Consider the following 19,977-nt stretch of genomic DNA (forward strand, 5'->3'; position numbering starts at 1 on the left):
GCGCGTCAGCGAGCAATTTGCAAAATCCGCGACGGGCTGATCGCTGAAGCCGACAATCCGGATGCGCGATGGTTCTGCCGTTGCCTCAACCGCTTGTGCAGGCTAAGCCGGTTCCAAGGAACATAGAAAGAGGGGCCGTTTTCATGAGCAACGCATTTGTCTTTCCCGGTCAGGGTGCGCAAACCATCGGCATGGGTAAAGCACTGGCAGAAGCCTATCCGGCAGCGCGGGCGGTTTTTGATGAGGTGGACGAGGCCTTGGGCGAAAAGCTTAGCGCTCTGATCTGGGACGGCGATATTGAGACGCTGACACTGACGGAAAACGCACAGCCGGCGTTGATGGCGACGTCCCTCGCCGCGATGCGCGCGCTTCAAGCCGAAGGTATCGGTTTGGACCAGGCGACCTTTGTTGCCGGCCATTCGCTTGGGGAGTATTCGGCGCTCGCTGCGGCGGGAACCTTCACGATCGCGGACACGGCCCGGTTGCTGCGAACCCGCGGGAAGGCTATGCAACAGGCCGTTCCGGTGGGTGAGGGCGCAATGGCCGCGGTACTGGGGCTTGATTTTGACGCTGCTGTGAAGGTGGCCGAAGAGGCTGCACAGGGCGACGTCTGTCAGGTTGCCAATGAAAATGATCCCGCCCAGAACGTATTGTCGGGCAGCAAGTCGGCGGTTGAACGTGCGATTGATCTGGCGAAAGCGGCGGGTGCCAAGCGGGCCTTGCTGCTGCCGGTCTCCGCCCCTTTCCACTGTTCATTGATGGCACCCGCTGCCGCCGAAATGGCACGCGCACTGGATGACGTTGATATGCAACGTCCTCAGGTACCTCTTGTGTCGAATGTGCTGGCGGCTTCGGTTTCGGACACATCCGCGATCCGTTCTTTGCTGGTGGATCAGGTGACGGGCCAGGTGCGGTGGAAAACATCCGTTGAATGGATGGCCGAGCAGGGGGTGACGGCGTTTTGGGAGATTGGGGCGGGCAAGGCGCTCAGCGGCATGATCCGCCGGATTGCCAAGGAGAGCACGCAGCGCAATATCGGGGCACCTGATGATATCCGGGCCGTGCTGGACGCCGCCTAGGCTTTGGCCTTTCGCTGCCAACGTTCGGTTGAACTTGGTCAGCGGTCGTGGCACTTCGGCGCAAAACTTTGACTTTGGGAGAGCTTGAATGTTCGATTTGACAGGGAAATCCGCGCTGGTAACGGGCGCATCGGGCGGCATTGGCGCGGAGATTGCGCGCACATTGCATGCTGCGGGCGCAACGGTTGGTCTCTCGGGGACGCGGGTTGAACCGTTGGAGGCGCTTGCCGCTGAACTGGCGGAACGCGCCCATGTTCTGCCGTGCAACCTGAGTGATTTCGACGCCGTGGAAGCGTTGCCCAAACAGGCAATCGAGGCGATGGGTGCCGTCGATATCCTGATCAACAACGCGGGCATCACCCGCGATAATCTTTTCATGCGCATGTCTGACGATGAATGGCAGTCCGTATTGAACGTGAACCTCACGGCAACGTTCAAGCTTTGCAAAGGGGTCATGCGCGGCATGATGAAGGCGCGCTGGGGCCGGATCGTGAATATTTCAAGCGTCGTGGGTGCCACCGGCAACCCCGGCCAGGCCAATTACGCCGCGTCCAAGGCGGGCATGGTCGGCATGTCGAAAAGCCTAGCCTATGAAGTCGCGAGCCGCGGAATCACGGTGAACGCTGTGGCCCCCGGATTTATCGAAACGGCGATGACCGACAAGCTGACAGATGATCAAAAAGCGGGAATCATGGGGCAAATTCCCGCCGGACGTATGGGAACACCGGCAGATATCAGCAACGCCGTCCTTTATCTTTCCAGCGAGGAAGGGGGGTATGTGACCGGTACCACCTTGCATGTAAACGGCGGCATGGCCATGTTGTAGGTCAGATTTGCGCCTCGCTCAAAGAGTGTGCACAATGCGTTTGCCATCTGGGCCGCTTGTGCTAAAGGGGGCGCAGTTTTGACCCGGCATGTGACATGAAGCATGTTGATCGAACCGATTGAGGCGGGGCGGACGCTACGCTGAACCGGATAGAGCCGCCCCTTTGGGGCAAACGTTCGACCTGGCCGGAATCACCGGTTTGAGCGGACAACCGAAAGGGGCCAGTATGGCCCGAACGAATGAGGGACTATTATGAGCGACATCGCAGATCGCGTTAAGAAAATCGTTGTTGAGCACCTTGGTGTTGAAGAAGACAAAGTGGCGGAAAATGCCTCTTTCATCGACGATCTTGGTGCAGACAGCCTCGACACTGTTGAGTTGGTGATGGCATTCGAAGAAGAGTTTGGCATCGAAATCCCCGATGACGCCGCCGAAACCATTCAAACATTTGGCGACGCGGTGAAGTTCATTAGCGAAGCCTCCTGATGGCGCGCCGGGGGTGCCCGGCGATGTAATTTAAAAGGGCGTCTTTCCGCGAGGAGGGGCGCCTTTTGCTATGATATTTCGCGGAGGGGTTGAATTTAGGGCGGCTCTTGCGCAAATCTGGCCAAAGAGGGCGCCAAACCCCGCAAACAGAGCAGAGGCTGCGAAATGTCGCGCACGATACCCACAATCAACACGTCGCGGCTGACCTTGCGGGGTATGCGCGCCGAAGACTTCAGCCGCTATGCCGAAATATGGTCGACACCAGAAGTGGTGGAACACATAAATGGGGAACCCTGGTCCCGCAGTAAGGCTTGGGACGGCTTTTTGCGCAATGCCGGGCATTGGCAGATCACCGGATTTGGCCAATGGGCGATCCAGCGGCACCGGGAACCAGAAATTTCCGGACAGGTCGGGTTCTTCTACGCAAAACGTAATCTGGGCGAGGATTTTGATGATTTCCCGGAAGCGGGTTGGGTGTTGTCACCGGAAGCACACGGGCAGGGTTTGGGTATCGAGGCTGTGCGCGCCGCCCATGACTGGTTTGACCGGGTCGTTACCGGACGGCTGGTCTGCATGATCGCCCCGGAGCACAGCGCATCGCTGAAAATTGCCGAGGCATTGGGATATGAAGCCCTTCGCGACGCTGAATATGAAGAAAGTGCCGTTAAGTTACTGGCACGCAAAGGTCCGCCGCAATAGAATCCGGTCAGACCGCAGTGCCGTCTGCGCACTTGCACAAAAACCTCTCCGCACTGTATGGGGGGGACGAAATTGAGAGGGGCATTACGATGCGGAGAGTAGTTGTCACAGGCCTGGGCCTGGTCACACCACTGGCGGATGGCGTTGAGGCAAGTTGGTCTCGTATTCTCGACGGCCAATCCGGGGCGGGGCCGATCACGGGTTTTGATCCCAGTAAACTGGTTACACAATACGCCTGCGAAGTGCCTTTGGGTGATGGGTCGGACGGCACCTTCAATGCCGACACCTACATGGAGCCAAAAGACCAACGCAAAGTGGATACTTTCATCCTGTTTGGATTGGCCGCTGCCCAACAGGCGGTGCAGGACGCAGGTTGGCAGCCGGAAGACCGCGAAAGCCTTGAGCGTACCGGCGTGCTGATCGGGTCAGGCATCGGTGGGCTGAATTCCATCGCCAATACTGCGATCATGATGAATGAGAAAGGCCCGCGTCGCGTCTCCCCGTTCTTTGTGCCGGGTGCGCTGATCAACCTGATCTCGGGTCAGGTTTCGATCAAATACGGGTTTCGCGGCCCGAACCATTCGGTGGTCACGGCCTGCTCCACCGGTGCGCATGCCATTGGCGATGCCAGCCGCCTGATCCAGCACGGGGACGCGGATGTGATGATCGCGGGTGGTGCAGAGGCGGCGATCTGTGAGATCGGTATCGCCGGTTTCAACGCCTGCAAGGCGCTCAGCACTAAGCGCGGGGATGAGCCGCAGAAAGCCAGCCGCCCCTATGACGCGGACCGCGACGGGTTTGTCATGGGCGAAGGCGCGGGCATTGTGGTGCTTGAGGAATACGAGCACGCCAAGGCGCGCGGTGCCAAGATATACGCCGAAGTGCTGGGTTACGGTCTTTCCGGAGATGCCTATCACATTACCGCCCCGGCGGAAGATGGCGACGGTGCAGAGCGGGCCATGCGTGCCGCACTCAACAATGCCGGGCTGGAGCCGAAAGACATCGACTATATCAACGCGCATGGCACATCGACCATGGCGGACACAATCGAGCTGGGTGCCGTCGAGCGGATGCTGGGGGATCACGCGGGTAACGTGACCATGTCCTCGACCAAATCGTCGACCGGCCATCTGCTGGGGGCTGCGGGCGCGATTGAGGCGATTTTCTCCATCCTTGCGATCCGCGATCAGGTGGCACCTCCGACGATCAATCTCGATAACCCTGCCGTAGAAACAAAGCTGGACCTTGCTCCTAATGCCAAGCGTGAACGCAAAGTGGATGTGGCGCTGTCGAATTCCTTTGGCTTCGGTGGCACCAATGCCAGCGTGATCTTTGGGAAAACCAGCTGATGTGGCGACATATCGCGTCTAACGCGGTGACCATGCTGATTGTGCTGCTGTTTCTGATGGGCGGCGTGATCCTCTGGGGTAAGGGGCAGTATGATGCCGCCGGGCCGCTGGATCAGGCGATCTGTCTCCAAGTCGAACGTGGCACCAACATGCGGCGGGTCAGCCGGTCGCTGGAGGATCAGGGCGCGGTGAGTTCCGCGACCATTTTCCGGGTGGGCGCGGACTATGCGGAAAAAACATCGCAACTCAAGGCTGGCAGCTATCTTGTCAGCCCCGGTGCTTCGATGGCCGAAATCGTCGATATCGTGACCCGCGGCGGGGCGAGCACATGCGGCACCGAAGTCGTCTACCGGATTGGTGTAAACCGTCTGGGCGTGCAGGTGCGCGAGCTTGATCCGGAGACGAACCGGTTCGAAGAACGGGTGGCGTTCACGCCCGCTGAAGAAGAAACGCCCGAAATCTACACTGAAAAGAAAGCACAGGCTGACACGCGGTTCCGCGTCGCTCTGGCCGAAGGTGTGACCTCCTGGCAGGTTGTTGAAAGCCTGAAATCAATGGATGTGTTGGAGGGCAGCGTAGCTGAACTGCCGCCAGAAGGGTCATTGGCACCCGACAGCTATGAGCTACGCCCTGGTGATGATCGCAACGACATTATCCAACAGATGCAGGCGGCCCAGGAATTGCGCGTCGCCCAGGCCTGGCAAAACCGCTCGGATGACCTGCCGGTTGAGACGCCTGAAGAACTGTTGGTACTGGCATCCATCGTTGAAAAAGAAACCGGTGTTGCAGAAGAGCGCGGTCAGGTCGCCAGCGTCTTTGTGAACCGACTTAACCGCGGTATGCGACTTCAGACGGACCCGACGGTCATCTACGGCGTGACCAAGGGGCAGGGTGTCCTGGGCAGGGGCTTGCGCCAGAGCGAGTTGCGCGCCGCCACGCCCTGGAACACCTATGTGATCGAAGGTTTGCCGCCCACGCCTATCGCCAATCCCGGTGCCGCAAGTTTACAGGCAGCGGCGCGACCATTGGAGACAGATTTCGTTTTCTTTGTAGCGGATGGCACCGGCGGCCACGCCTTTGCCAAGACGCTTGAGGAGCACAATCGCAATGTTGCCAAGTGGCGTGAGATTGAAGCAGAGCGCGCAAATCAATAGGCCCGGAACCGCTTGAAAGCTGCGGATTTCCCTGAATTATCGGTATTGGCAAGTCAGCCTCGAATACCTCTATGCGTGTGTTGTGTTAAGAAATTTATTAATGGCACCGTACGGTTAGCGGATTACGACAATTTGATTTTCCTTGACTTTGCGAACGGCTACACGTATAATTTGTGACATGCTAGAAGAAGTGGGCAAACGACCCCGGGAGTGATCCCGAAGGGTCGTTTTTTCGTTTCTCTCGTGCGGAGACTACGCGCATGAGAGGTAGAACCTGAATGACTTTAATCACCCCAGAGCTCGTAGAGTCGCAAACCGAAGATCTTCTGAATTCGGTCATCGGATCCATCCAGGATTTGCGCAATGAACTTGAAGACCTGAGAGAACGGGTCCGCGCAACAGATGGAGAGCAGACTGTGCAGGGCAACAAGACAGTGACGCAAGCCGTGTCGCTGCTTGAAACATGCCAGAAAGTGGAGAACCGCCTTGTCGAATGCCGCAGCAAACACGCAGGTATTGCCCGTGGGGGCTACGCCCTCGATCTCGAAAGAGCACGGGCTGAGATTGGGTGCAAGCTGGCTCGGCTCCGCTGCACGCGACCTACAGGAACAATTTCTGAATGAACTGAACGAGGGAGAGCTTCTGGCTCTCCCTTACCTGTTCGAATTTTGGGCCATGGAACACCAATTGCCGCCAGAGGGAGACTGGCGCGCATGGGTGATCATGGGAGGCCGGGGGGCCGGAAAGACGCGGGCAGGTGCCGAATGGGTGCGTGCTCAGGTAGAAGGGCCAAGACCAACAGACGAGGGGCGCGCCAAACGTGTGGCCCTCGTGGGAGAAACGATTGATCAGGTCCGTGAGGTCATGATCTTTGGCGACAGCGGCATTCTGGCCTGTTCGCCGCCTGACAGGCGACCGGATTGGGAGGCCGGTCGCAAGAGACTTGTCTGGCCAAACGGGGCCGTCGCATCAATCCATTCGGCTTTCGATCCCGAAGGGCTGCGTGGACCGCAATTCGATGCGGCCTGGGTGGATGAGATGGCCAAATGGAAAAAGGCCGAAGAGACGTGGGACATGCTGCAATTCGCCTTGCGGCTGGGGGATAAACCCCAGGTCTGTGTGACCACGACCCCGCGCAACGTCGGTGTCTTGAAGGCGTTGCTGAAATCGCCGTCAACGGTGCTGACACAGGCGCCCACCGAGGCAAACGCGGCAAATCTGGCGGCGTCCTTTCTGGAAGAGGTCCGCGCGCGCTACAAAGGCACGCGTCTGGGGCGTCAGGAACTGGATGGCGTTTTGCTGGAAGACGCGGAAGGAGCACTTTGGACCTCGACCGGGATAGAGGCGCACCGCATCCGCAAAACCCCCGATCTGGACCGCATTGTGGTGGCGGTCGATCCCGCGACCACAGGAGGGTCTGCGTCGGATGAATGCGGGATCGTCGTAGCAGGTGTCAAAATGACGGGGCCACCGCAGGATTGGCGCGCCGTGGTTTTGGCGGATTGCACGGTCACAGCGGCATCACCCGCTGCCTGGGCGAAGGCCGCCATTGCCGCGATGGAGCAATTTGGGGCGGATCGGCTGGTAGCCGAAGTCAATCAGGGGGGGCAGATGGTTGCGGAGGTAATCCGTCAGGTCGACCCGCTGGTGCCCTACAAGGGCGTTCACGCGAGCCGAGGCAAGGTGGCACGCGCAGAGCCGGTTGCAGCGCTTTATGAACAGGGCCGGGTGAAGCACATGCCGGGTCTCGACGACCTTGAGGACCAGATGTGCAGAATGACCCTTCAGGGATTTGAGGGCAAGGGATCTCCGGACCGGGTGGATGCGCTCGTCTGGGCCCTGCATGAATTGATGATTGAACCCGCCGCCAAGTGGCGCGCGCCCCGGGTCCGCTCTTTGTAAATCGCTGATTCACCAACAAAATATAGCGGTTTTACCAGACCGAAAGCAGCGCACGGTGCTTTCAGACCTTTGTAAATAAAATTCGACACAAATGAGGCAACAAGATCGGGACCCAGGCACCGTTCAAGAGGTGCGGGCGATTTGGCATGCCAGCGATCACATGAGGAGCAAACGACATGGTTTTTGAGTTTCTAAAGCGCGACGTGCCAACGGAGGCGCCAGAGCAGAAGGCCAGCGCTACCGGGCCGGTTGTGGCATATCAAAGCTCCGGTCGCGTGGCCTGGAGCCCGCGAGACGCGGTGTCTCTGACCCGCACCGGCTTTTCCGGCAACCCGGTCGGGTTTCGGCCGGTAAAATTGATTGCCGAAGCCGCCGCCGCATTACCTTTGGTTCTGCAGGACGCCGAACAGCGTTATCAGACCCATCCGCTGCTGGAGCTGGTGTCGCGCCCCAACCCGATGCAGGGCCGGGCGGAGCTGCTGGAAGCACTTTACGCGCAGCTGCTGCTGACCGGAAACGGCTACGTCGAAGCCGTGGCGGATGATGCCGCAACGCCTGTCGAGCTACATGTCTTGCGATCTGATCGCATGAGCGTTGTGCCGGGTGGCGACGGTTGGCCGATCGCTTATGAATACGCCGTGGGCGGACGCAAGCATCGTTTTGACGCAAGTGGTGCGGTCACGCCGATTTGCCACATCAAGAGTTTCCACCCCCAGGACGATCACTACGGATTCAGCCCAATGCAGGCGGCAGCCATGGCGGTGGATGTTCATAATTCTGCCAGCCGGTGGTCAAAGGCTCTGCTCGACAACGCTGCCCGCCCGTCTGGTGCCATTGTCTACCGCGGGGCCGAAGGCCAGGGAACCATGGCAACGGATCAATATGAGCGCTTGGTGAGCGAAATGGAAAGCCACCATCAGGGCGCGCGTAACGCAGGTCGTCCGATGCTGCTGGAAGGTGGGTTGGATTGGAAACCGATGGGCTTTTCGCCCTCTGACATGGAGTTCCAGAAGACCAAGGAGGCTGCAGCGCGGGAGATTGCGCTCGCCTTTGGTGTCCCGCCAATGCTTCTGGGGATTCAGGGTGACGCCACTTACGCGAACTATCAAGAAGCGCACCGCGCCTTTTATCGGTTGACTGTGCTGCCATTGGCGACCCGGGTGACAGCGGCGCTGGCCAATTGGTTGGAGGGCTATACCGGCGAGCCGCTGGCACTGAAACCCGATCTCGATCAGGTGCCTGCACTGGCCGCTGAACGGGACGCACAATGGAACAGGGTCGCGCAGGCCGATTTCCTCAGTCAGGCGGAAAAACGGGCACTGCTGGGACTACCAGCATTGAGTGCGGATGAGTGAGGCCATTGTGGAACGCTTTGAATGCGCACCGGGTTTGCGATTGCAAGCCCATGAAAAGATTGCCGAAATCCAACACGCCAATCTTATGCGCAGGCTCGACCGCGTCGAAGAGATGATGGAGCGGCTGGAGAAGCGGCTTTGGCTGACGGTCTACGGGATCGTTGCCATGATCCTGGCAGAGGCGTTGCAATCGGTCCTGGTGGCCGTGCCATGAACGAGCAGAACACTATTGAGAGTATGAGGAGAGAAGCCATGGGCATCGATACAGGACCGGAAACCGGGCTGGAACGCAAGTTCGCCCGTTTCGGCGAGGCGCTGGAGGTCGAGGACGGTCATGTGATCAGCGGCTACGCCAGCCTTTTCGGAGATGTGGATCAGGGCAATGATGTGGTCGAGGCCGGAGCCTATGCCAACTCGCTGAAGGCCCTGTCTGCCAAGGGCACCAAGGTCAAGATGCTTTGGCAGCACGATCCGACCCAGCCCATTGGCATTTGGGATGAGGTGCGCGAGGACGCCAAAGGCCTGTGGGTCAAGGGGCGCCTCTTGGACAATGTCGCCAAGGGACGTGAAGCGGCTGTCCTGATCGAAGCGGGCGCGATTGATGGACTGTCAATCGGGTATCGCACAACGAAGGCCACCAAGAATTCAAAGGGCCAACGGCTCTTGAAAGAACTGGAGCTTTGGGAAGTGTCTTTGGTGACGTTTCCAATGTTGCCCAGTGCGCGGGTTGCGGGAAAGTCGGAGGAATCCGACCTGGACCGCTCCTTGCGTGACATGGCCGCCGTCTTTGCAGGCGCGCGCTGATCTGGCGCGCCGCTAACGCGCACCTGTCGTCACAGCTGCATTCCATATGCGGCTTCAACACCACCACATTGAGGAACTGCCCATGAGCAAGACCGAACGCAAGACGGCGGGCGGGGAAGGTTTGTCCCCCGCTGAGGACGTCAGACAGGCCGTGACCGGCTTTGTCACTGATTTCAAAAGCTTCCAAACCGATATTGAATCAAAACTGCAACAAACAGAAGAGCGACTGACCATGCTGGACCGAAAGACACACATCCCACAACGTACCCCGCTTGGCGGAGCCACCGATGCAGGCGCACCGCATCAGAAAGCCTTCAACGCGTATCTGCGTTCGGGCGATGACGATGGGTTGCGTGGGCTGGAACTGGATGCAAAATCCCTTTCCACCGCGGTAAATTCGGATGGTGGGTATCTGGTTGATCCGCAGACGTCTGATTCTGTCAATTCCGTTTTGAACGCAACGGCGTCCATCCGTTCCATTGCAGCCGTGGTCAATGTTGAAGCTACGTCCTTTGATGTGCTTGTTGACCACACCGATGTGGGCGCAGGTTGGGCCACCGAAACGGCATCGACGGTAGAGACTGACACACCTCAGCTTGACCGCATCACCATTCCGCTGCATGAGCTGAGCGCTTTGCCCAAGGCCTCGCAGCGCCTGCTGGATGACAGTGCATTCGATATCGAAAACTGGCTGGCGGGTCGTATTGCCGACAAGTTTGCGCGGGCCGAAGCCTCTGCATTTGTCAACGGTGACGGTACTGACAAGCCACGCGGCTTCTTGAACCACGCCATGGTCGACAATGATGTCTGGGCCTGGGGAAACCTTGGCTATGTGCCAACAGGACAAAACGGCGATGTCACAGCAGATTCGATCATTGACCTGGTCTATGCGCTGGGAGCGGAATACCGCGCCAACGCAACATTTGTGCTGAACTCGAAGACAGCTGGCCTTGTTCGCAAGTTGAAAGACAATGACGGTCGTTTCCTTTGGTCCGACGGCTTGGCCGCTGCTGAACCGGCACGCCTGATGGGTTACCCAGTCCTGATCGCTGAAGACATGCCCGATGCGGCAACCGACGCGACTGCGATTGCCTTTGGTGATTTCGCCACGGGTTATACCATCGCCGAACGTCCTGATCTGCGCGTCCTGCGTGACCCGTTCAGCGCCAAGCCACACGTCCTGTTCTATGCGACCAAGCGCGTGGGCGGTGATGTGAGCGACTTTGCAGCGATCAAACTGCTGAAATTCGGCACTTCCTAAACAGGAGTGACGAAACCGGTGCGAGGGTTCCGCCCTCGCATCGGGGCCGGGTGCGCGCCGGCATCATTTGCGTTGTCTAGCTGCTCCCCTCCGACCGAGCAATGCGGATGGGTGCGCGCCCGGCTCCTGAAAAGACGGGAGCGAGTAATTGGAGACATTCCATGATGTTGATCGAAGAGACGACAGTGCCTGATGCGGCATTACCCGTCGAAGAATTCAAAGCGCATCTGCGGCTGGGCACCAGCTTTGGTCAAGATAGCGCACAGGATGAAGTGTTAAGTGGGTTTTTGCGTGCCGCGATGGCTGCCATCGAAGCGCGCACCGGGAAAGTCTTGATGACACGCCCTTTCAGCTGGTCGTTGACGTTCTGGCGAGATCGCGATGCTCAGGTGCTGCCGGTGGCCCCGGTGTCGGCAATAAGCCATGTCTGGACCGTCGCGAGAGACGGCTCTCAGGAGGAGGTGGATGCCGGTCAATACTGGTTGGAGCGTGATGGCCAGCGCCCGAGATTGAGGTCCACCGGAGCCTGCTTGCCTGTCATCCCGCAAGGGGGGTCCGCTTTGGTTGAATTCGAAGCCGGGTACGGGACCGCTTGGGCGGATATGCCGGCCGATCTGCGTCAGGCTGTCATGCTATTGGCTTCACACTATTACGAATACCGGCATGAAACGTCGCTGAGCGATGGTTGCATGCCCTTCGGCGTGACCAGCCTGATCGAGCGTTACAAAGTGCTGCGACTGGGCCCAGGAGCAATCCGATGAAGACGCCGCGACTGAACCGGAAACTCGTGCTCGAGAGCCCGATGAGGGATTCGGATGGGGCAGGCGGCTACGTTGAAACCTGGCACCCCTTGGGAACCCTCTGGGCGCAGGTCACCGCACGTACTGGAAAAGAGGCAGCCCAATCCGGCGCGCCGATTTCGGCGACGAGTTACCGTATCGTGGTTCGGGGCGCCCCATTTGGAGCACTGGACCGACCGAAACCAGAACAGCGATTTCGGGAAGGTGCACGGTATTATCTCGTTCAGGCGGTCGCAGATGAAGATCCTGACGGGCGCTACATCACCTGCTTTGCCACAGAGGAGGTCGTTGTATGAGCTATGCCATATCGGGCGCACTTCAGGCCGCCATCTACGAGGCTCTCACCACTAATGCCGCGCTGACAGCGCTGGTGGGGAGTGACATCTACGATGCCGTGCCAGGCGGTAATCTGCCTGAAACCTACGTGAGTTTGGGTCGTGAGCAGGTGAAAGATGCCTCCGATCAGACGGGTGATGGCGCTCTGCACACCATCGATATTTCGGTGATCACGACGCAACCGGGTTTTGCTGGGGCAAAACAGGTCGCCACCGCCGTTTCCGATGCATTGCAAAACGCGGATCTGACGTTGACGCGTGGTCGTCTCGTTTACCTGCGTTTCTCGCGCGCTGACGCCAGACGCATTGACAAGAATGCGGGTCGGGAAATCCGGCTGCGTTTCCGCGCAAGGGTCGAAGACCAATAACTTTTGAATTCAAACAGGAGATTACCGATGGGTGCTCAAAACGGAAAAGACCTTCTGATCAAGGTCGATATGGCGGCCGACGGCCAGTTTACCACTTTGGCAGGCTTGCGCGCGACACGCGTCAGTTTCAATGCTGAAACCATTGATGTCACAAGTCTCGAAAGCCAGGGTGGCTGGCGCGAACTGCTTTCTGGTGCCGGCGTACGATCCGTGTCGATCAGCGGTTCCGGTGTCTTCCGCGACGCAGCGACGGACGAGCGCGCGCGCCAGTTGTTTTTCGATGGTGAGGCGCCGAATTTCCAGGTGGTTATCCCTGATTTCGGCATTGTTGAAGGTCCGTTTCAGGTCACCGCAATCGAATACGGCGGCAGCCATAACGGTGAGGCAACCTACGAGTTGTCTTTGGCCAGTGCCGGTTCCCTGAGCTTCACGGCAATCTGATCATGGCAAATCCCTGGAGGGGCGATGTGGCCTTGGAAATCGACGGGCAGACCCATGTCATGCGTTTGACGCTGGGAGCATTGGCCGAGTTGGAGGCCTCATTGGAGGAGCCTTCTCTGATGGCGCTGGTTGAACGCTTTGAAACCAACAAGTTCACCAGCCAGGATGTTCTGGATCTGCTCCAGGCGGGGCTGCGTGGCGGCAAATGCGACATCGAGGATGACGCGCTTTACCACGGCACTATTGCCGGCGGCCCGATTGCCGCTGCAAGAGCAGCTGCCGAATTGCTGGCAAGGGCGTTCACGGTAGCGGGGACATGAGTGGTCTGGACTGGCCCTCCCTGATGCGGGTGGCCTATCGCGGATGCGGATTGTCACCAGAGGCCTTCTGGAATCTGACGCCTGCGGAATTGCAGATCATGGTGGGCGACCCGTCGAAATCCGGGCCCTTGCTGGGCAGTGGTCTGGAAGCCTTGATGGCAGCCTATCCGGACAAAACGAATAAGGATGAGCGCGATGACTGATGATAGCAGTTTCGACGATTTTGAAGACCGCGCGGAAGGGCTGAACGACACGCTCGCCCAGACCAGCGTTCTGGTCACCGGCTTCGACAGTGAGTTACGCCGGATGAAGACCTCTCTAGAGGCAACGGGCAGAGATATCGCCGTGTTAGAGCGTGGTCTGAGCCGCGGGCTAAAGCGCGCCTTTGATGGGGTGATCTTTGACGGTCTGAACCTGTCTGATGCATTGGAGACGCTCGCTGAGAGCATGATCAACACGTCATACAACGCGGCGATCAGTCCGGTGACAAAGCATGTTGGCGGTTTGCTGGCACAGGGCGTTGATGGACTGGTGGGTAGCATTCTGCCTTTTGCAGATGGCGCGCCTTTCAGTCAGGGCCGCGTAATGCCCTTTGCCACCGGCGGAATTGTCAGCGGTGCGACGCCCTTTGGTATGCGTGGCGGCATGGGCATCATGGGTGAAGCCGGGCCCGAAGCAATCATGCCGTTGGCAAGGGGGCCGGACGGGAAGCTCGGCGTCAGAGGTGCTGGCGGGGGCGGTCAGACCGTGGTCATGAACATCACCACGCCAGACGTTCAGGGGTTTCAACGCAGCCAGGGCCAGATCGCCGCACAGATGTCACGCGCTTTGGGGCGCGGACAACGCAATCGGTAACATTGAGGGAAGCAAGTGATGCAGTTTCACGAAGTCAGATTTCCGGCAACGCTGAGTTTTGGATCCGTAGGCGGCCCTGAGCGGCGCACGGATGTGGTTACAATCAGCAACGGTTTCGAAGAGCGCAATTCACCCTGGGCGCATTCCCGCAGACGCTATGATGCAGGCATGGGGATGCGATCTCTTGACGATGTCGAGACCATGATTGCCTTTTTTGAAGCCCGGTACGGCCAACTCTTTGCATTTCGCTGGAAGGACTGGTCCGATTACCGATCCAGCAAGCCCTCCTTGGACGTTACTGCATTTGATCAGGAAATCGGTACGGGAGACGGGGTTCAAACTGAATTTCAGTTGCTCAAGACCTATACTTCTGGGGCCTATAGCTATGTGAGGCCGATCAATAAGCCGGTTGTCGATACCATCCGTATAGGCGTTGCGGGTAGCGAAATGCAGGACACGGTAGATTATACCGCTGACGCGGCAACCGGTGTCATTACATTCAATGTGGCTCCGGTCGCAGGTGCCATTGTCACCGCCGGTTTCGAGTTCGATGTTCCAGTCCGTTTTGATACTGATCGCATCCAGACCAGCATCGCCAGCTTTCAGGCGGGTGAAGTTCCGAATGTGCCAATTGTCGAGGTGCGGATCTGATGGCTGGTATGAACGATGACCTAAAGGCGCATCTTGAAAGCGGACTTACGACCGTCGCGCACGCTTGGGCGATCACGCGAAAAGATGGCGTAGTGATGGGATTTACCGATCATGATCGGGAATTGAGTTTCGATGGGATCACCTTTCGGGCTGATACCGGGTTGAGCGCACTCGCATTGTCACAAAGCACAGGCCTCTCGGTGGATAACACTGAAGCTCTGGGGGCGCTCAGTGATATTTCCATCCGTGAGGATGAAATCGAGCAAGGTCGATTTGATGAAGCGCAAGTCCGTGCCTGGTTGGTCAATTGGACGGATACATCTCAGCGATGGTTGCAGTTCCGCGGCATGATCGGAGAGCTTCGGCGGGCGGATGGTGGGTTTCAGGCCGAGTTGCGAGGGTTGACTGAGGCATTGAATCGACCGTTAGGGCGGGTTTTTCAAAAACCCTGCACGGCGGTTCTGGGAGACAAAAGTTGCGGCGTGGATTTGACTGCGCCCGGGAATTTCATTGACCTGCCCGTGGAGCAGAGCCAGCAATCGCGTATCCTGAGTTGGTCCGATTTCACTGGATTTGATGCAGGGTGGTTTGCCCGAGGGCGGCTGGAGATACTCTCCGGCGATGCTGCTGGATTGTGGGGCATGATCAAACACGACCGTTTCGAAGGTGCCAGGCGGGTCATCGAGTTATGGGAGCCGATACGCGCAGAAATCGTACCAGGTGCGACCGTGAGGTTGATCGCGGGTTGTGACAAGCGCAGCGAAACCTGCCGTCTCAAATTCGCAAACTTTGCCAATTTTCAAGGATTTCCAGATGTTCCGGGCGAAGACTGGATGCTCGCCGTGCCCAAATCAACCGGCGCGAATACCGGTGGCAGTCGAAGATGACCGATTTACAAGATCGAGTGGTTCAAACCGCGCGCTCCTGGATTGGGACACCTTATGTCCATCAGTCTTCGCTACGAGGCGCTGGAAGTGATTGCCTGGGCCTGTTGCGTGGCATTTGGCGCGAACTACACGGGGCGGAACCCGAAGAGGTACCCGCATATTCGTTTGATTGGTCGGAGGTTCAGGGCGATGAACAGCTTTGGCAGGCAGCTTTGCGTCACTTGCACAGGAAGCACTTGGATGATGAGGCGCCGGGCGATGTTTTGCTCTTTCGGATGCGCGCGGGCGCTGTCGCCAAACATCTCGGGGTTGCCGGTCGCGTCGGTGCTCGTGCCAGTTTCATTCATGCGTATTCGGGGCATTGCGTCACCGAGAGCCCGTTAAGTCTGCCTTGGCGGCGGAGAATTGTGGCTCGTTTTAAATTCCCTGAGGAGGTCAGCTGATGGCAACGATAGTTCTTTCGGCGGTTGGTGCCGCAGTTGGTGGTTCCATTGGAGGGTCCGTGGCCGGGCTTTCCACAGCCGTTATTGGTCGCGCGGTTGGGGCAACCCTTGGCAAGGTGATCGACCAAAAGCTGCTCGGGCAGGGGTCTGAAGCGGTGTCAACAGGGCGTGTTGACCGCTTTCGATTGTCCGGCGTTGGCGAGGGGGAAGCAATTTCGCAGGTCTATGGGCGGATGCGGCTTGGCGGGCAGGTGATATGGGCCTCGGATTTTGCCGAAACGGTGACCGTCACAGGCGGTGGTGGCGGCGGCGGGAAAGGGGCCCCGAGCCAGCCACAAACGCGCAGCTATTCCTACTCAGTCAATCTGGCGCTGGCGATTTGCGAAGGTGAGATCACCCGGATTGGCCGAATTTGGGCAAATGGCGAAGAAATCGCGCCTGATGACCTGAATTTGCGCATCTACAAGGGGAATGCTGATCAGCTCCCTGATCCCTTGATGGAGGCAATTGAAGGTGCCGGAATGGTGCCCGCATATCGTGGCACGGCCTACGTGGTGATCGAAAATCTCAATCTTGATCGCTTTGGTAACCGCGTTCCGCAGTTCTCGTTTGAAGTCTCCCGCCCGGAACAGGTGGAAGAGGCTGATGCGGATCAATCGCTCACCTACGGTGTCCGAAGCGTCGCCTTGATCCCCGGCACCGGGGAATATTCTCTCGCAACCACGCCGGTTCACTATACAAACGGGCCAGGAAGCCGGTGGAGTGCGAACGTGAACACCCCGGCAGAAAAACCGGATTTTTGTGTCTCTCTGGATGCGTTGGTTGAAGAGTTGCCAAATTGTCAGGCGGCCTCTTTGGTGGTGTCATGGTTCGGAAATGACCTGCGCTGCGGAAATTGCAGCCTTCAGCCAAAGGTCGAAAAGAAGCAGTTCGAGGGCGAGAATATGCCCTGGTCGGTCGCGGGGCTCAGCCGAGCGACGGCGGGAGCAATGGCGCAAGAGGACGGACGTCCGATTTACGGCGGCACCCCAACAGATCAATCCGTTATTCAGGCTATTCAGGCCATGCATGCCGCTGGCAAGGAAGTGATGTTTTATCCGTTCATCTTGATGGATCAGCTGTCTGACAACACCTTGCAGAACCCGTACGACCCGGAGGCGACACAGCCACGGCTGCCGTGGCGCGGCAGGATCACTCTTTCAATGGCACCCGGCGTTGAGGGTTCACCGGACAGTACGGCAAGCGCTGAAGCCGAAGTGAATGCGTTCTTTGGCTCGGCAGTTGCAGCGCATTACTCAATTGCCGGTGGGCAGGTTAGCTACTCCGGCCCGCAGGAATGGACCTTGTCGCGCTTTGTGTTGCACTACGCGGCGCTATGTAAGCTCGCAGGCGGTGTCGAAGCGTTTTGCATCAGTTCTGAAATGCGGGGCCTTACACAGATCAGAGGGCCTGGAAATACGTTCGTGGCGGTTGAACGGTTGCGGGCACTGGCAGCGCAAGTCCGCAGCATACTGGGACCGGACACGAAGATCAGCTACGCGGCGGACTGGAGCGAGTATTTCGGCTACCAACCGCAAGACGGCTCCAACGACCGGTTTTTTCATCTGGACCCGCTCTGGGCGGATCCCAATATCGATTTCATCGGGATCGACAATTACATGCCGTTGTCGGATTGGCGAGACGGAGAGGACCACCTTGATGCTGATGTAGGCTCGATCTACGACATAGAATATTTGCAAGGAAACGTCGCTGGCGGCGAGGGGTATGACTGGTACTACGCTTCGCAGGAGGATCAGGACAACCAGATCCGCACGCCCATTGAGGACATAGCGCACGGTGAGCCGTGGATTTATCGTTACAAGGACATTCGAAACTGGTGGTCAAACCCCCATCACGAACGGGTTGACGGTCAACGGTCTTTATCCCCGACGGCCTGGGTTCCTGGATCCAAACCAATCTGGTTCACTGAAATGGGCTGTGCTGCCATCGACAAGGGCACCAATGAGCCCAACAAGTTCGTGGACGCCAAATCGTCCGAAAGTAGCTTGCCGAAATATTCCAATGGCGCGCGCGATGACTTCATGCAGGCTCAATACCTGAAAGCGATGGTAACCTACTGGGGTGCCTCTGAGAACAATCCCTCGTCCGGCCTTTATGGGGGGCCAATGATTGATATGGACCGGGCGTTTGTCTGGGCATGGGATGCGCGTCCCTATCCATATTTCCCAAACACATCCTCGTTGTGGAGCGATTCAGAAAACTATGGCCGGGGTCATTGGCTGAACGGGCGAACATCTGCGCGTTCGCTTGCATCTGTGGTCGCCGAGGTTTGCACAAAGGCGGGGTTGACCGATTTTGATGCCAGTAAGCTCTATGGGACTGTTCGCGGATATCTGGTGGACGATGTAAACGATGCACGCGCCTCTCTCCAGCCTTTGATGTTGCGCTACTCATTTGATGCGGTGGAGCGAGATGGAACGCTCACATTTAAGATGCGGGACGGGCGGGGTGCCGTTGCTCTGGATCACAACATGTTGGCGCTGAGCAATGAAATGGACGGTGCCGTCGAACAATCGCGCGCTGCGCAGGCTGAAATGGCCGGTCGTGTCCGACTGAGGTTTGTTCAGGCTGACGCTGAATTTGATGTGTTGGCAGAGGAAGCTGTGCTGGCCGATGAGCAAACCCACTCAGTTTCGACGTCAGAGATGCCTATTGCCCTGACCCGGGTCGAGGGACGTCAAGTCGCAGAGCGGTGGTTGACCGAAGCGCGCATTGCGCGGGACGCCATTCGGTTCGCGCTGCCGCCTTCGTGTTTGACTGTGGGTGCAGGTGATATTGTTGAGTTGGGTGGTGAACAGACCGGCGGAAAAGCACTCTACCGAATTGATCGGGTCGAACAGGGCATGTTGCAGATTGTCGAGGCGGTGCGAATTGAGCCGGATGTCTACACACCCTCAACGATGACGGACGAGGCGCCAAGCGCGCGTCCCGTGGTCCCGCCTGTTCCGGTTGATTCATTGTTCCTGGATTTACCACTTATCACGGGGGATGAAAATCCTTATGCCCCTCATATTGCAGTCACGGCACAACCTTGGCCCGGATCGGTGGCGGTCTATCAGTCGTCCACCGATAGTGATTTCAAGCTGTTGAGTCAGGTGTCCGCACGGTCAATCGTGGGGACGACGCAAACCGAGTTACGCGCAGCGTCGGCGGGACGATTGGACCGTGGGGCGCCATTGGAAGTGACACTGGCCAGCGGGTCGCTCAGTTCGGTCGACCTTCATGCGGCATTGAGTGGGGCAAATCTGGCGGCGATTGGTGACGGACACCCCAACAATTGGGAAGTGTTCCAATTCAGGCATGCCGAATTGATCGGGGAAAAAACCTATCGGCTCAGCGAAAGGTTGAGGGGCCAGTTGGGTACGGATGGCAACATGCCCGAAAGTTGGCCGGCTGGCTCATCATTTGTTCTCTTAAATGGTTTGCCATCGCAAATTGACCTGAGCCGGAATCTGCGACGTGTTGAACAAACCTACCGTATTGGACCTGCACGTAGACCTGTTGATGATGCATCTTTTATCCAAGAAAAACAGAGTTTCGATGGGAATGGGTTGCGCCCTTATGCGCCTGTGCATTTGCATGCGAAACGACAAAGCGATGGCTCACTGTTGGTTGACTGGATTCGCCGAACACGGGTTGACGGGGACAGCTGGGACATCCCCGAAGTCCCGCTTGGGGAAGAAAAAGAGGCCTATCTCGTCCGAGTGATCAAAAATGATCTGGTTGTACGGGAGGAAACAACCGCGCAACCACAGTGGCAATACGCCTTGCAGCAGCAGATCGAGGATGACATCGTAAACCCATTCACGGTGCAGGTCGGGCAGATTTCAGCCGTCTACGGCGTTGGTTCAACACGTGATCTGACCGTTTATTGACGGCTCACTTGTCGGTATCAGGGGCCT

The 19,977-nt window shown here is 58.1% G+C and carries 22 protein-coding genes; all 22 read left to right on the forward strand.

Annotated features, from left to right (window positions below; genetic code table 11):
* Window positions 1–143: 143 nt before the first annotated feature.
* The 22 genes from fabD (at window position 144) to ACOTTU_RS03965 (ending at window position 19,950) form a co-directional block, all read left to right on the forward strand.
* Window positions 144–1,079, forward strand: coding sequence for an ACP S-malonyltransferase (fabD, locus tag ACOTTU_RS03860; protein WP_425656140.1), 936 nt, complete (start codon window positions 144–146; stop codon window positions 1,077–1,079).
* Between the two features lie 88 nt (window positions 1,080–1,167).
* Window positions 1,168–1,905: a 3-oxoacyl-[acyl-carrier-protein] reductase gene (gene fabG / locus ACOTTU_RS03865; RefSeq protein ID WP_298912014.1), complete on the forward strand. Its 738-nt coding sequence runs from the start codon at window positions 1,168–1,170 to the stop codon at window positions 1,903–1,905.
* 252 nt (window positions 1,906–2,157) lie between these two features.
* A complete protein-coding gene (locus ACOTTU_RS03870; protein ID WP_298912012.1) occupies window positions 2,158–2,391 on the forward strand; it encodes an acyl carrier protein in 234 nt (77 codons plus the stop codon).
* Between the two features lie 165 nt (window positions 2,392–2,556).
* Window positions 2,557–3,090: a GNAT family N-acetyltransferase gene (locus tag ACOTTU_RS03875; RefSeq protein ID WP_298912011.1), complete on the forward strand. Its 534-nt coding sequence runs from the start codon at window positions 2,557–2,559 to the stop codon at window positions 3,088–3,090.
* A gap of 89 nt (window positions 3,091–3,179) precedes the next feature.
* Window positions 3,180–4,439: a beta-ketoacyl-ACP synthase II gene (gene fabF, locus ACOTTU_RS03880; protein WP_298912008.1), complete on the forward strand. Its 1,260-nt coding sequence runs from the start codon at window positions 3,180–3,182 to the stop codon at window positions 4,437–4,439.
* A complete protein-coding gene (gene mltG / locus ACOTTU_RS03885; protein ID WP_425656141.1) occupies window positions 4,439–5,593 on the forward strand; it encodes an endolytic transglycosylase MltG in 1,155 nt (384 codons plus the stop codon). Before fabF ends, mltG begins: the two co-directional genes overlap by 1 nt.
* Before the next feature lie 675 nt (window positions 5,594–6,268).
* The gene (locus ACOTTU_RS03890) at window positions 6,269–7,495 is read left to right on the forward strand and encodes a DNA-packaging protein (RefSeq protein WP_425656464.1); all 1,227 of its coding nucleotides are present in this window, start codon (window positions 6,269–6,271) and stop codon (window positions 7,493–7,495) included.
* 176 nt (window positions 7,496–7,671) lie between these two features.
* Window positions 7,672–8,850, forward strand: a complete 1,179-nt coding sequence (locus ACOTTU_RS03895; protein ID WP_425656142.1) for a phage portal protein — start codon at window positions 7,672–7,674, stop codon at window positions 8,848–8,850.
* Window positions 8,843–9,064 carry a GTA head formation protein, RCAP_rcc01685 family gene (locus ACOTTU_RS03900; protein WP_298911999.1) on the forward strand — a complete coding sequence of 74 codons (222 nt, stop codon included), beginning with the start codon at window positions 8,843–8,845 and terminating at the stop codon, window positions 9,062–9,064. The genes ACOTTU_RS03895 and ACOTTU_RS03900 overlap by 8 nt, the downstream gene beginning before the upstream one ends.
* Before the next feature lie 38 nt (window positions 9,065–9,102).
* Complete coding sequence (locus ACOTTU_RS03905) at window positions 9,103–9,654, forward strand: HK97 family phage prohead protease (protein ID WP_425656143.1); 552 nt, start codon at window positions 9,103–9,105, stop codon at window positions 9,652–9,654.
* 82 nt (window positions 9,655–9,736) lie between these two features.
* Entirely contained in the window at window positions 9,737–10,915 is a 1,179-nt protein-coding gene (locus ACOTTU_RS03910) for a phage major capsid protein (RefSeq protein WP_298911993.1), read from the forward strand.
* Window positions 10,916–11,076: 161 nt separating this feature from the next.
* Complete coding sequence (locus ACOTTU_RS03915; RefSeq protein ID WP_425656144.1) at window positions 11,077–11,676, forward strand: head-tail connector protein; 600 nt, start codon at window positions 11,077–11,079, stop codon at window positions 11,674–11,676.
* The gene (locus tag ACOTTU_RS03920) at window positions 11,673–12,011 is read left to right on the forward strand and encodes a phage head closure protein (protein WP_425656145.1); all 339 of its coding nucleotides are present in this window, start codon (window positions 11,673–11,675) and stop codon (window positions 12,009–12,011) included. Before ACOTTU_RS03915 ends, ACOTTU_RS03920 begins: the two co-directional genes overlap by 4 nt.
* Window positions 12,008–12,418, forward strand: a complete 411-nt coding sequence (locus tag ACOTTU_RS03925; protein ID WP_425656146.1) for a DUF3168 domain-containing protein — start codon at window positions 12,008–12,010, stop codon at window positions 12,416–12,418. Before ACOTTU_RS03920 ends, ACOTTU_RS03925 begins: the two co-directional genes overlap by 4 nt.
* A 27-nt stretch (window positions 12,419–12,445) precedes the next feature.
* Complete coding sequence (locus ACOTTU_RS03930; RefSeq protein WP_298911981.1) at window positions 12,446–12,859, forward strand: phage major tail protein, TP901-1 family; 414 nt, start codon at window positions 12,446–12,448, stop codon at window positions 12,857–12,859.
* Between the two features lie 2 nt (window positions 12,860–12,861).
* Window positions 12,862–13,179 carry a gene transfer agent family protein gene (locus tag ACOTTU_RS03935; protein WP_425656147.1) on the forward strand — a complete coding sequence of 106 codons (318 nt, stop codon included), beginning with the start codon at window positions 12,862–12,864 and terminating at the stop codon, window positions 13,177–13,179.
* The gene (locus ACOTTU_RS03940) at window positions 13,176–13,382 is read left to right on the forward strand and encodes a rcc01693 family protein (protein ID WP_298911976.1); all 207 of its coding nucleotides are present in this window, start codon (window positions 13,176–13,178) and stop codon (window positions 13,380–13,382) included. The genes ACOTTU_RS03935 and ACOTTU_RS03940 overlap by 4 nt, the downstream gene beginning before the upstream one ends.
* Entirely contained in the window at window positions 13,375–14,034 is a 660-nt protein-coding gene (locus ACOTTU_RS03945) for a phage tail tape measure protein (protein WP_298911973.1), read from the forward strand. Before ACOTTU_RS03940 ends, ACOTTU_RS03945 begins: the two co-directional genes overlap by 8 nt.
* 18 nt (window positions 14,035–14,052) lie before the next feature.
* Window positions 14,053–14,685 (forward strand): phage distal tail protein, Rcc01695 family, encoded by a 633-nt coding sequence (locus tag ACOTTU_RS03950; protein WP_425656148.1) that lies wholly within the window; start codon window positions 14,053–14,055, stop codon window positions 14,683–14,685.
* Window positions 14,685–15,572: a DUF2163 domain-containing protein gene (locus ACOTTU_RS03955; RefSeq protein ID WP_425656149.1), complete on the forward strand. Its 888-nt coding sequence runs from the start codon at window positions 14,685–14,687 to the stop codon at window positions 15,570–15,572. Before ACOTTU_RS03950 ends, ACOTTU_RS03955 begins: the two co-directional genes overlap by 1 nt.
* Window positions 15,569–16,015 carry a peptidase gene (locus ACOTTU_RS03960; RefSeq protein WP_298911963.1) on the forward strand — a complete coding sequence of 149 codons (447 nt, stop codon included), beginning with the start codon at window positions 15,569–15,571 and terminating at the stop codon, window positions 16,013–16,015. Before ACOTTU_RS03955 ends, ACOTTU_RS03960 begins: the two co-directional genes overlap by 4 nt.
* A complete protein-coding gene (locus ACOTTU_RS03965) occupies window positions 16,015–19,950 on the forward strand; it encodes a baseplate multidomain protein megatron (protein WP_425656150.1) in 3,936 nt (1,311 codons plus the stop codon). The genes ACOTTU_RS03960 and ACOTTU_RS03965 overlap by 1 nt, the downstream gene beginning before the upstream one ends.
* Window positions 19,951–19,977: the final 27 nt, after the last annotated feature.

Source organism: Roseobacter sp. EG26, from assembly GCF_049830555.1.
Taxonomy (GTDB): domain Bacteria; phylum Pseudomonadota; class Alphaproteobacteria; order Rhodobacterales; family Rhodobacteraceae; genus Roseobacter.

What these genes read in the sequence shown, in the direction of transcription:
- ACOTTU_RS03965 (WP_425656150.1), top strand. Translation starts at nt 16,015, where the DNA reads ATGGCAACGATAGTTCTTTCGGCGGTTGGTGCCGCAGTTGGTGGTTCC.
- ACOTTU_RS03875 (WP_298912011.1), top strand. Translation starts at nt 2,557, where the DNA reads ATGTCGCGCACGATACCCACAATCAACACGTCGCGGCTGACCTTGCGG.
- ACOTTU_RS03930 (WP_298911981.1), top strand. Translation starts at nt 12,446, where the DNA reads ATGGGTGCTCAAAACGGAAAAGACCTTCTGATCAAGGTCGATATGGCG.
- mltG (WP_425656141.1), top strand. Translation starts at nt 4,439, where the DNA reads ATGTGGCGACATATCGCGTCTAACGCGGTGACCATGCTGATTGTGCTG.
- ACOTTU_RS03900 (WP_298911999.1), top strand. Translation starts at nt 8,843, where the DNA reads ATGAGTGAGGCCATTGTGGAACGCTTTGAATGCGCACCGGGTTTGCGA.
- ACOTTU_RS03960 (WP_298911963.1), top strand. Translation starts at nt 15,569, where the DNA reads ATGACCGATTTACAAGATCGAGTGGTTCAAACCGCGCGCTCCTGGATT.
- ACOTTU_RS03945 (WP_298911973.1), top strand. Translation starts at nt 13,375, where the DNA reads ATGACTGATGATAGCAGTTTCGACGATTTTGAAGACCGCGCGGAAGGG.
- ACOTTU_RS03940 (WP_298911976.1), top strand. Translation starts at nt 13,176, where the DNA reads ATGAGTGGTCTGGACTGGCCCTCCCTGATGCGGGTGGCCTATCGCGGA.
- fabF (WP_298912008.1), top strand. Translation starts at nt 3,180, where the DNA reads ATGCGGAGAGTAGTTGTCACAGGCCTGGGCCTGGTCACACCACTGGCG.
- ACOTTU_RS03910 (WP_298911993.1), top strand. Translation starts at nt 9,737, where the DNA reads ATGAGCAAGACCGAACGCAAGACGGCGGGCGGGGAAGGTTTGTCCCCC.
- ACOTTU_RS03915 (WP_425656144.1), top strand. Translation starts at nt 11,077, where the DNA reads ATGATGTTGATCGAAGAGACGACAGTGCCTGATGCGGCATTACCCGTC.
- ACOTTU_RS03890 (WP_425656464.1), top strand. Translation starts at nt 6,269, where the DNA reads ATGGAACACCAATTGCCGCCAGAGGGAGACTGGCGCGCATGGGTGATC.
- ACOTTU_RS03920 (WP_425656145.1), top strand. Translation starts at nt 11,673, where the DNA reads ATGAAGACGCCGCGACTGAACCGGAAACTCGTGCTCGAGAGCCCGATG.
- ACOTTU_RS03870 (WP_298912012.1), top strand. Translation starts at nt 2,158, where the DNA reads ATGAGCGACATCGCAGATCGCGTTAAGAAAATCGTTGTTGAGCACCTT.
- ACOTTU_RS03950 (WP_425656148.1), top strand. Translation starts at nt 14,053, where the DNA reads ATGCAGTTTCACGAAGTCAGATTTCCGGCAACGCTGAGTTTTGGATCC.
- ACOTTU_RS03905 (WP_425656143.1), top strand. Translation starts at nt 9,103, where the DNA reads ATGGGCATCGATACAGGACCGGAAACCGGGCTGGAACGCAAGTTCGCC.
- fabD (WP_425656140.1), top strand. Translation starts at nt 144, where the DNA reads ATGAGCAACGCATTTGTCTTTCCCGGTCAGGGTGCGCAAACCATCGGC.
- ACOTTU_RS03935 (WP_425656147.1), top strand. Translation starts at nt 12,862, where the DNA reads ATGGCAAATCCCTGGAGGGGCGATGTGGCCTTGGAAATCGACGGGCAG.
- ACOTTU_RS03925 (WP_425656146.1), top strand. Translation starts at nt 12,008, where the DNA reads ATGAGCTATGCCATATCGGGCGCACTTCAGGCCGCCATCTACGAGGCT.
- fabG (WP_298912014.1), top strand. Translation starts at nt 1,168, where the DNA reads ATGTTCGATTTGACAGGGAAATCCGCGCTGGTAACGGGCGCATCGGGC.
- ACOTTU_RS03955 (WP_425656149.1), top strand. Translation starts at nt 14,685, where the DNA reads ATGGCTGGTATGAACGATGACCTAAAGGCGCATCTTGAAAGCGGACTT.
- ACOTTU_RS03895 (WP_425656142.1), top strand. Translation starts at nt 7,672, where the DNA reads ATGGTTTTTGAGTTTCTAAAGCGCGACGTGCCAACGGAGGCGCCAGAG.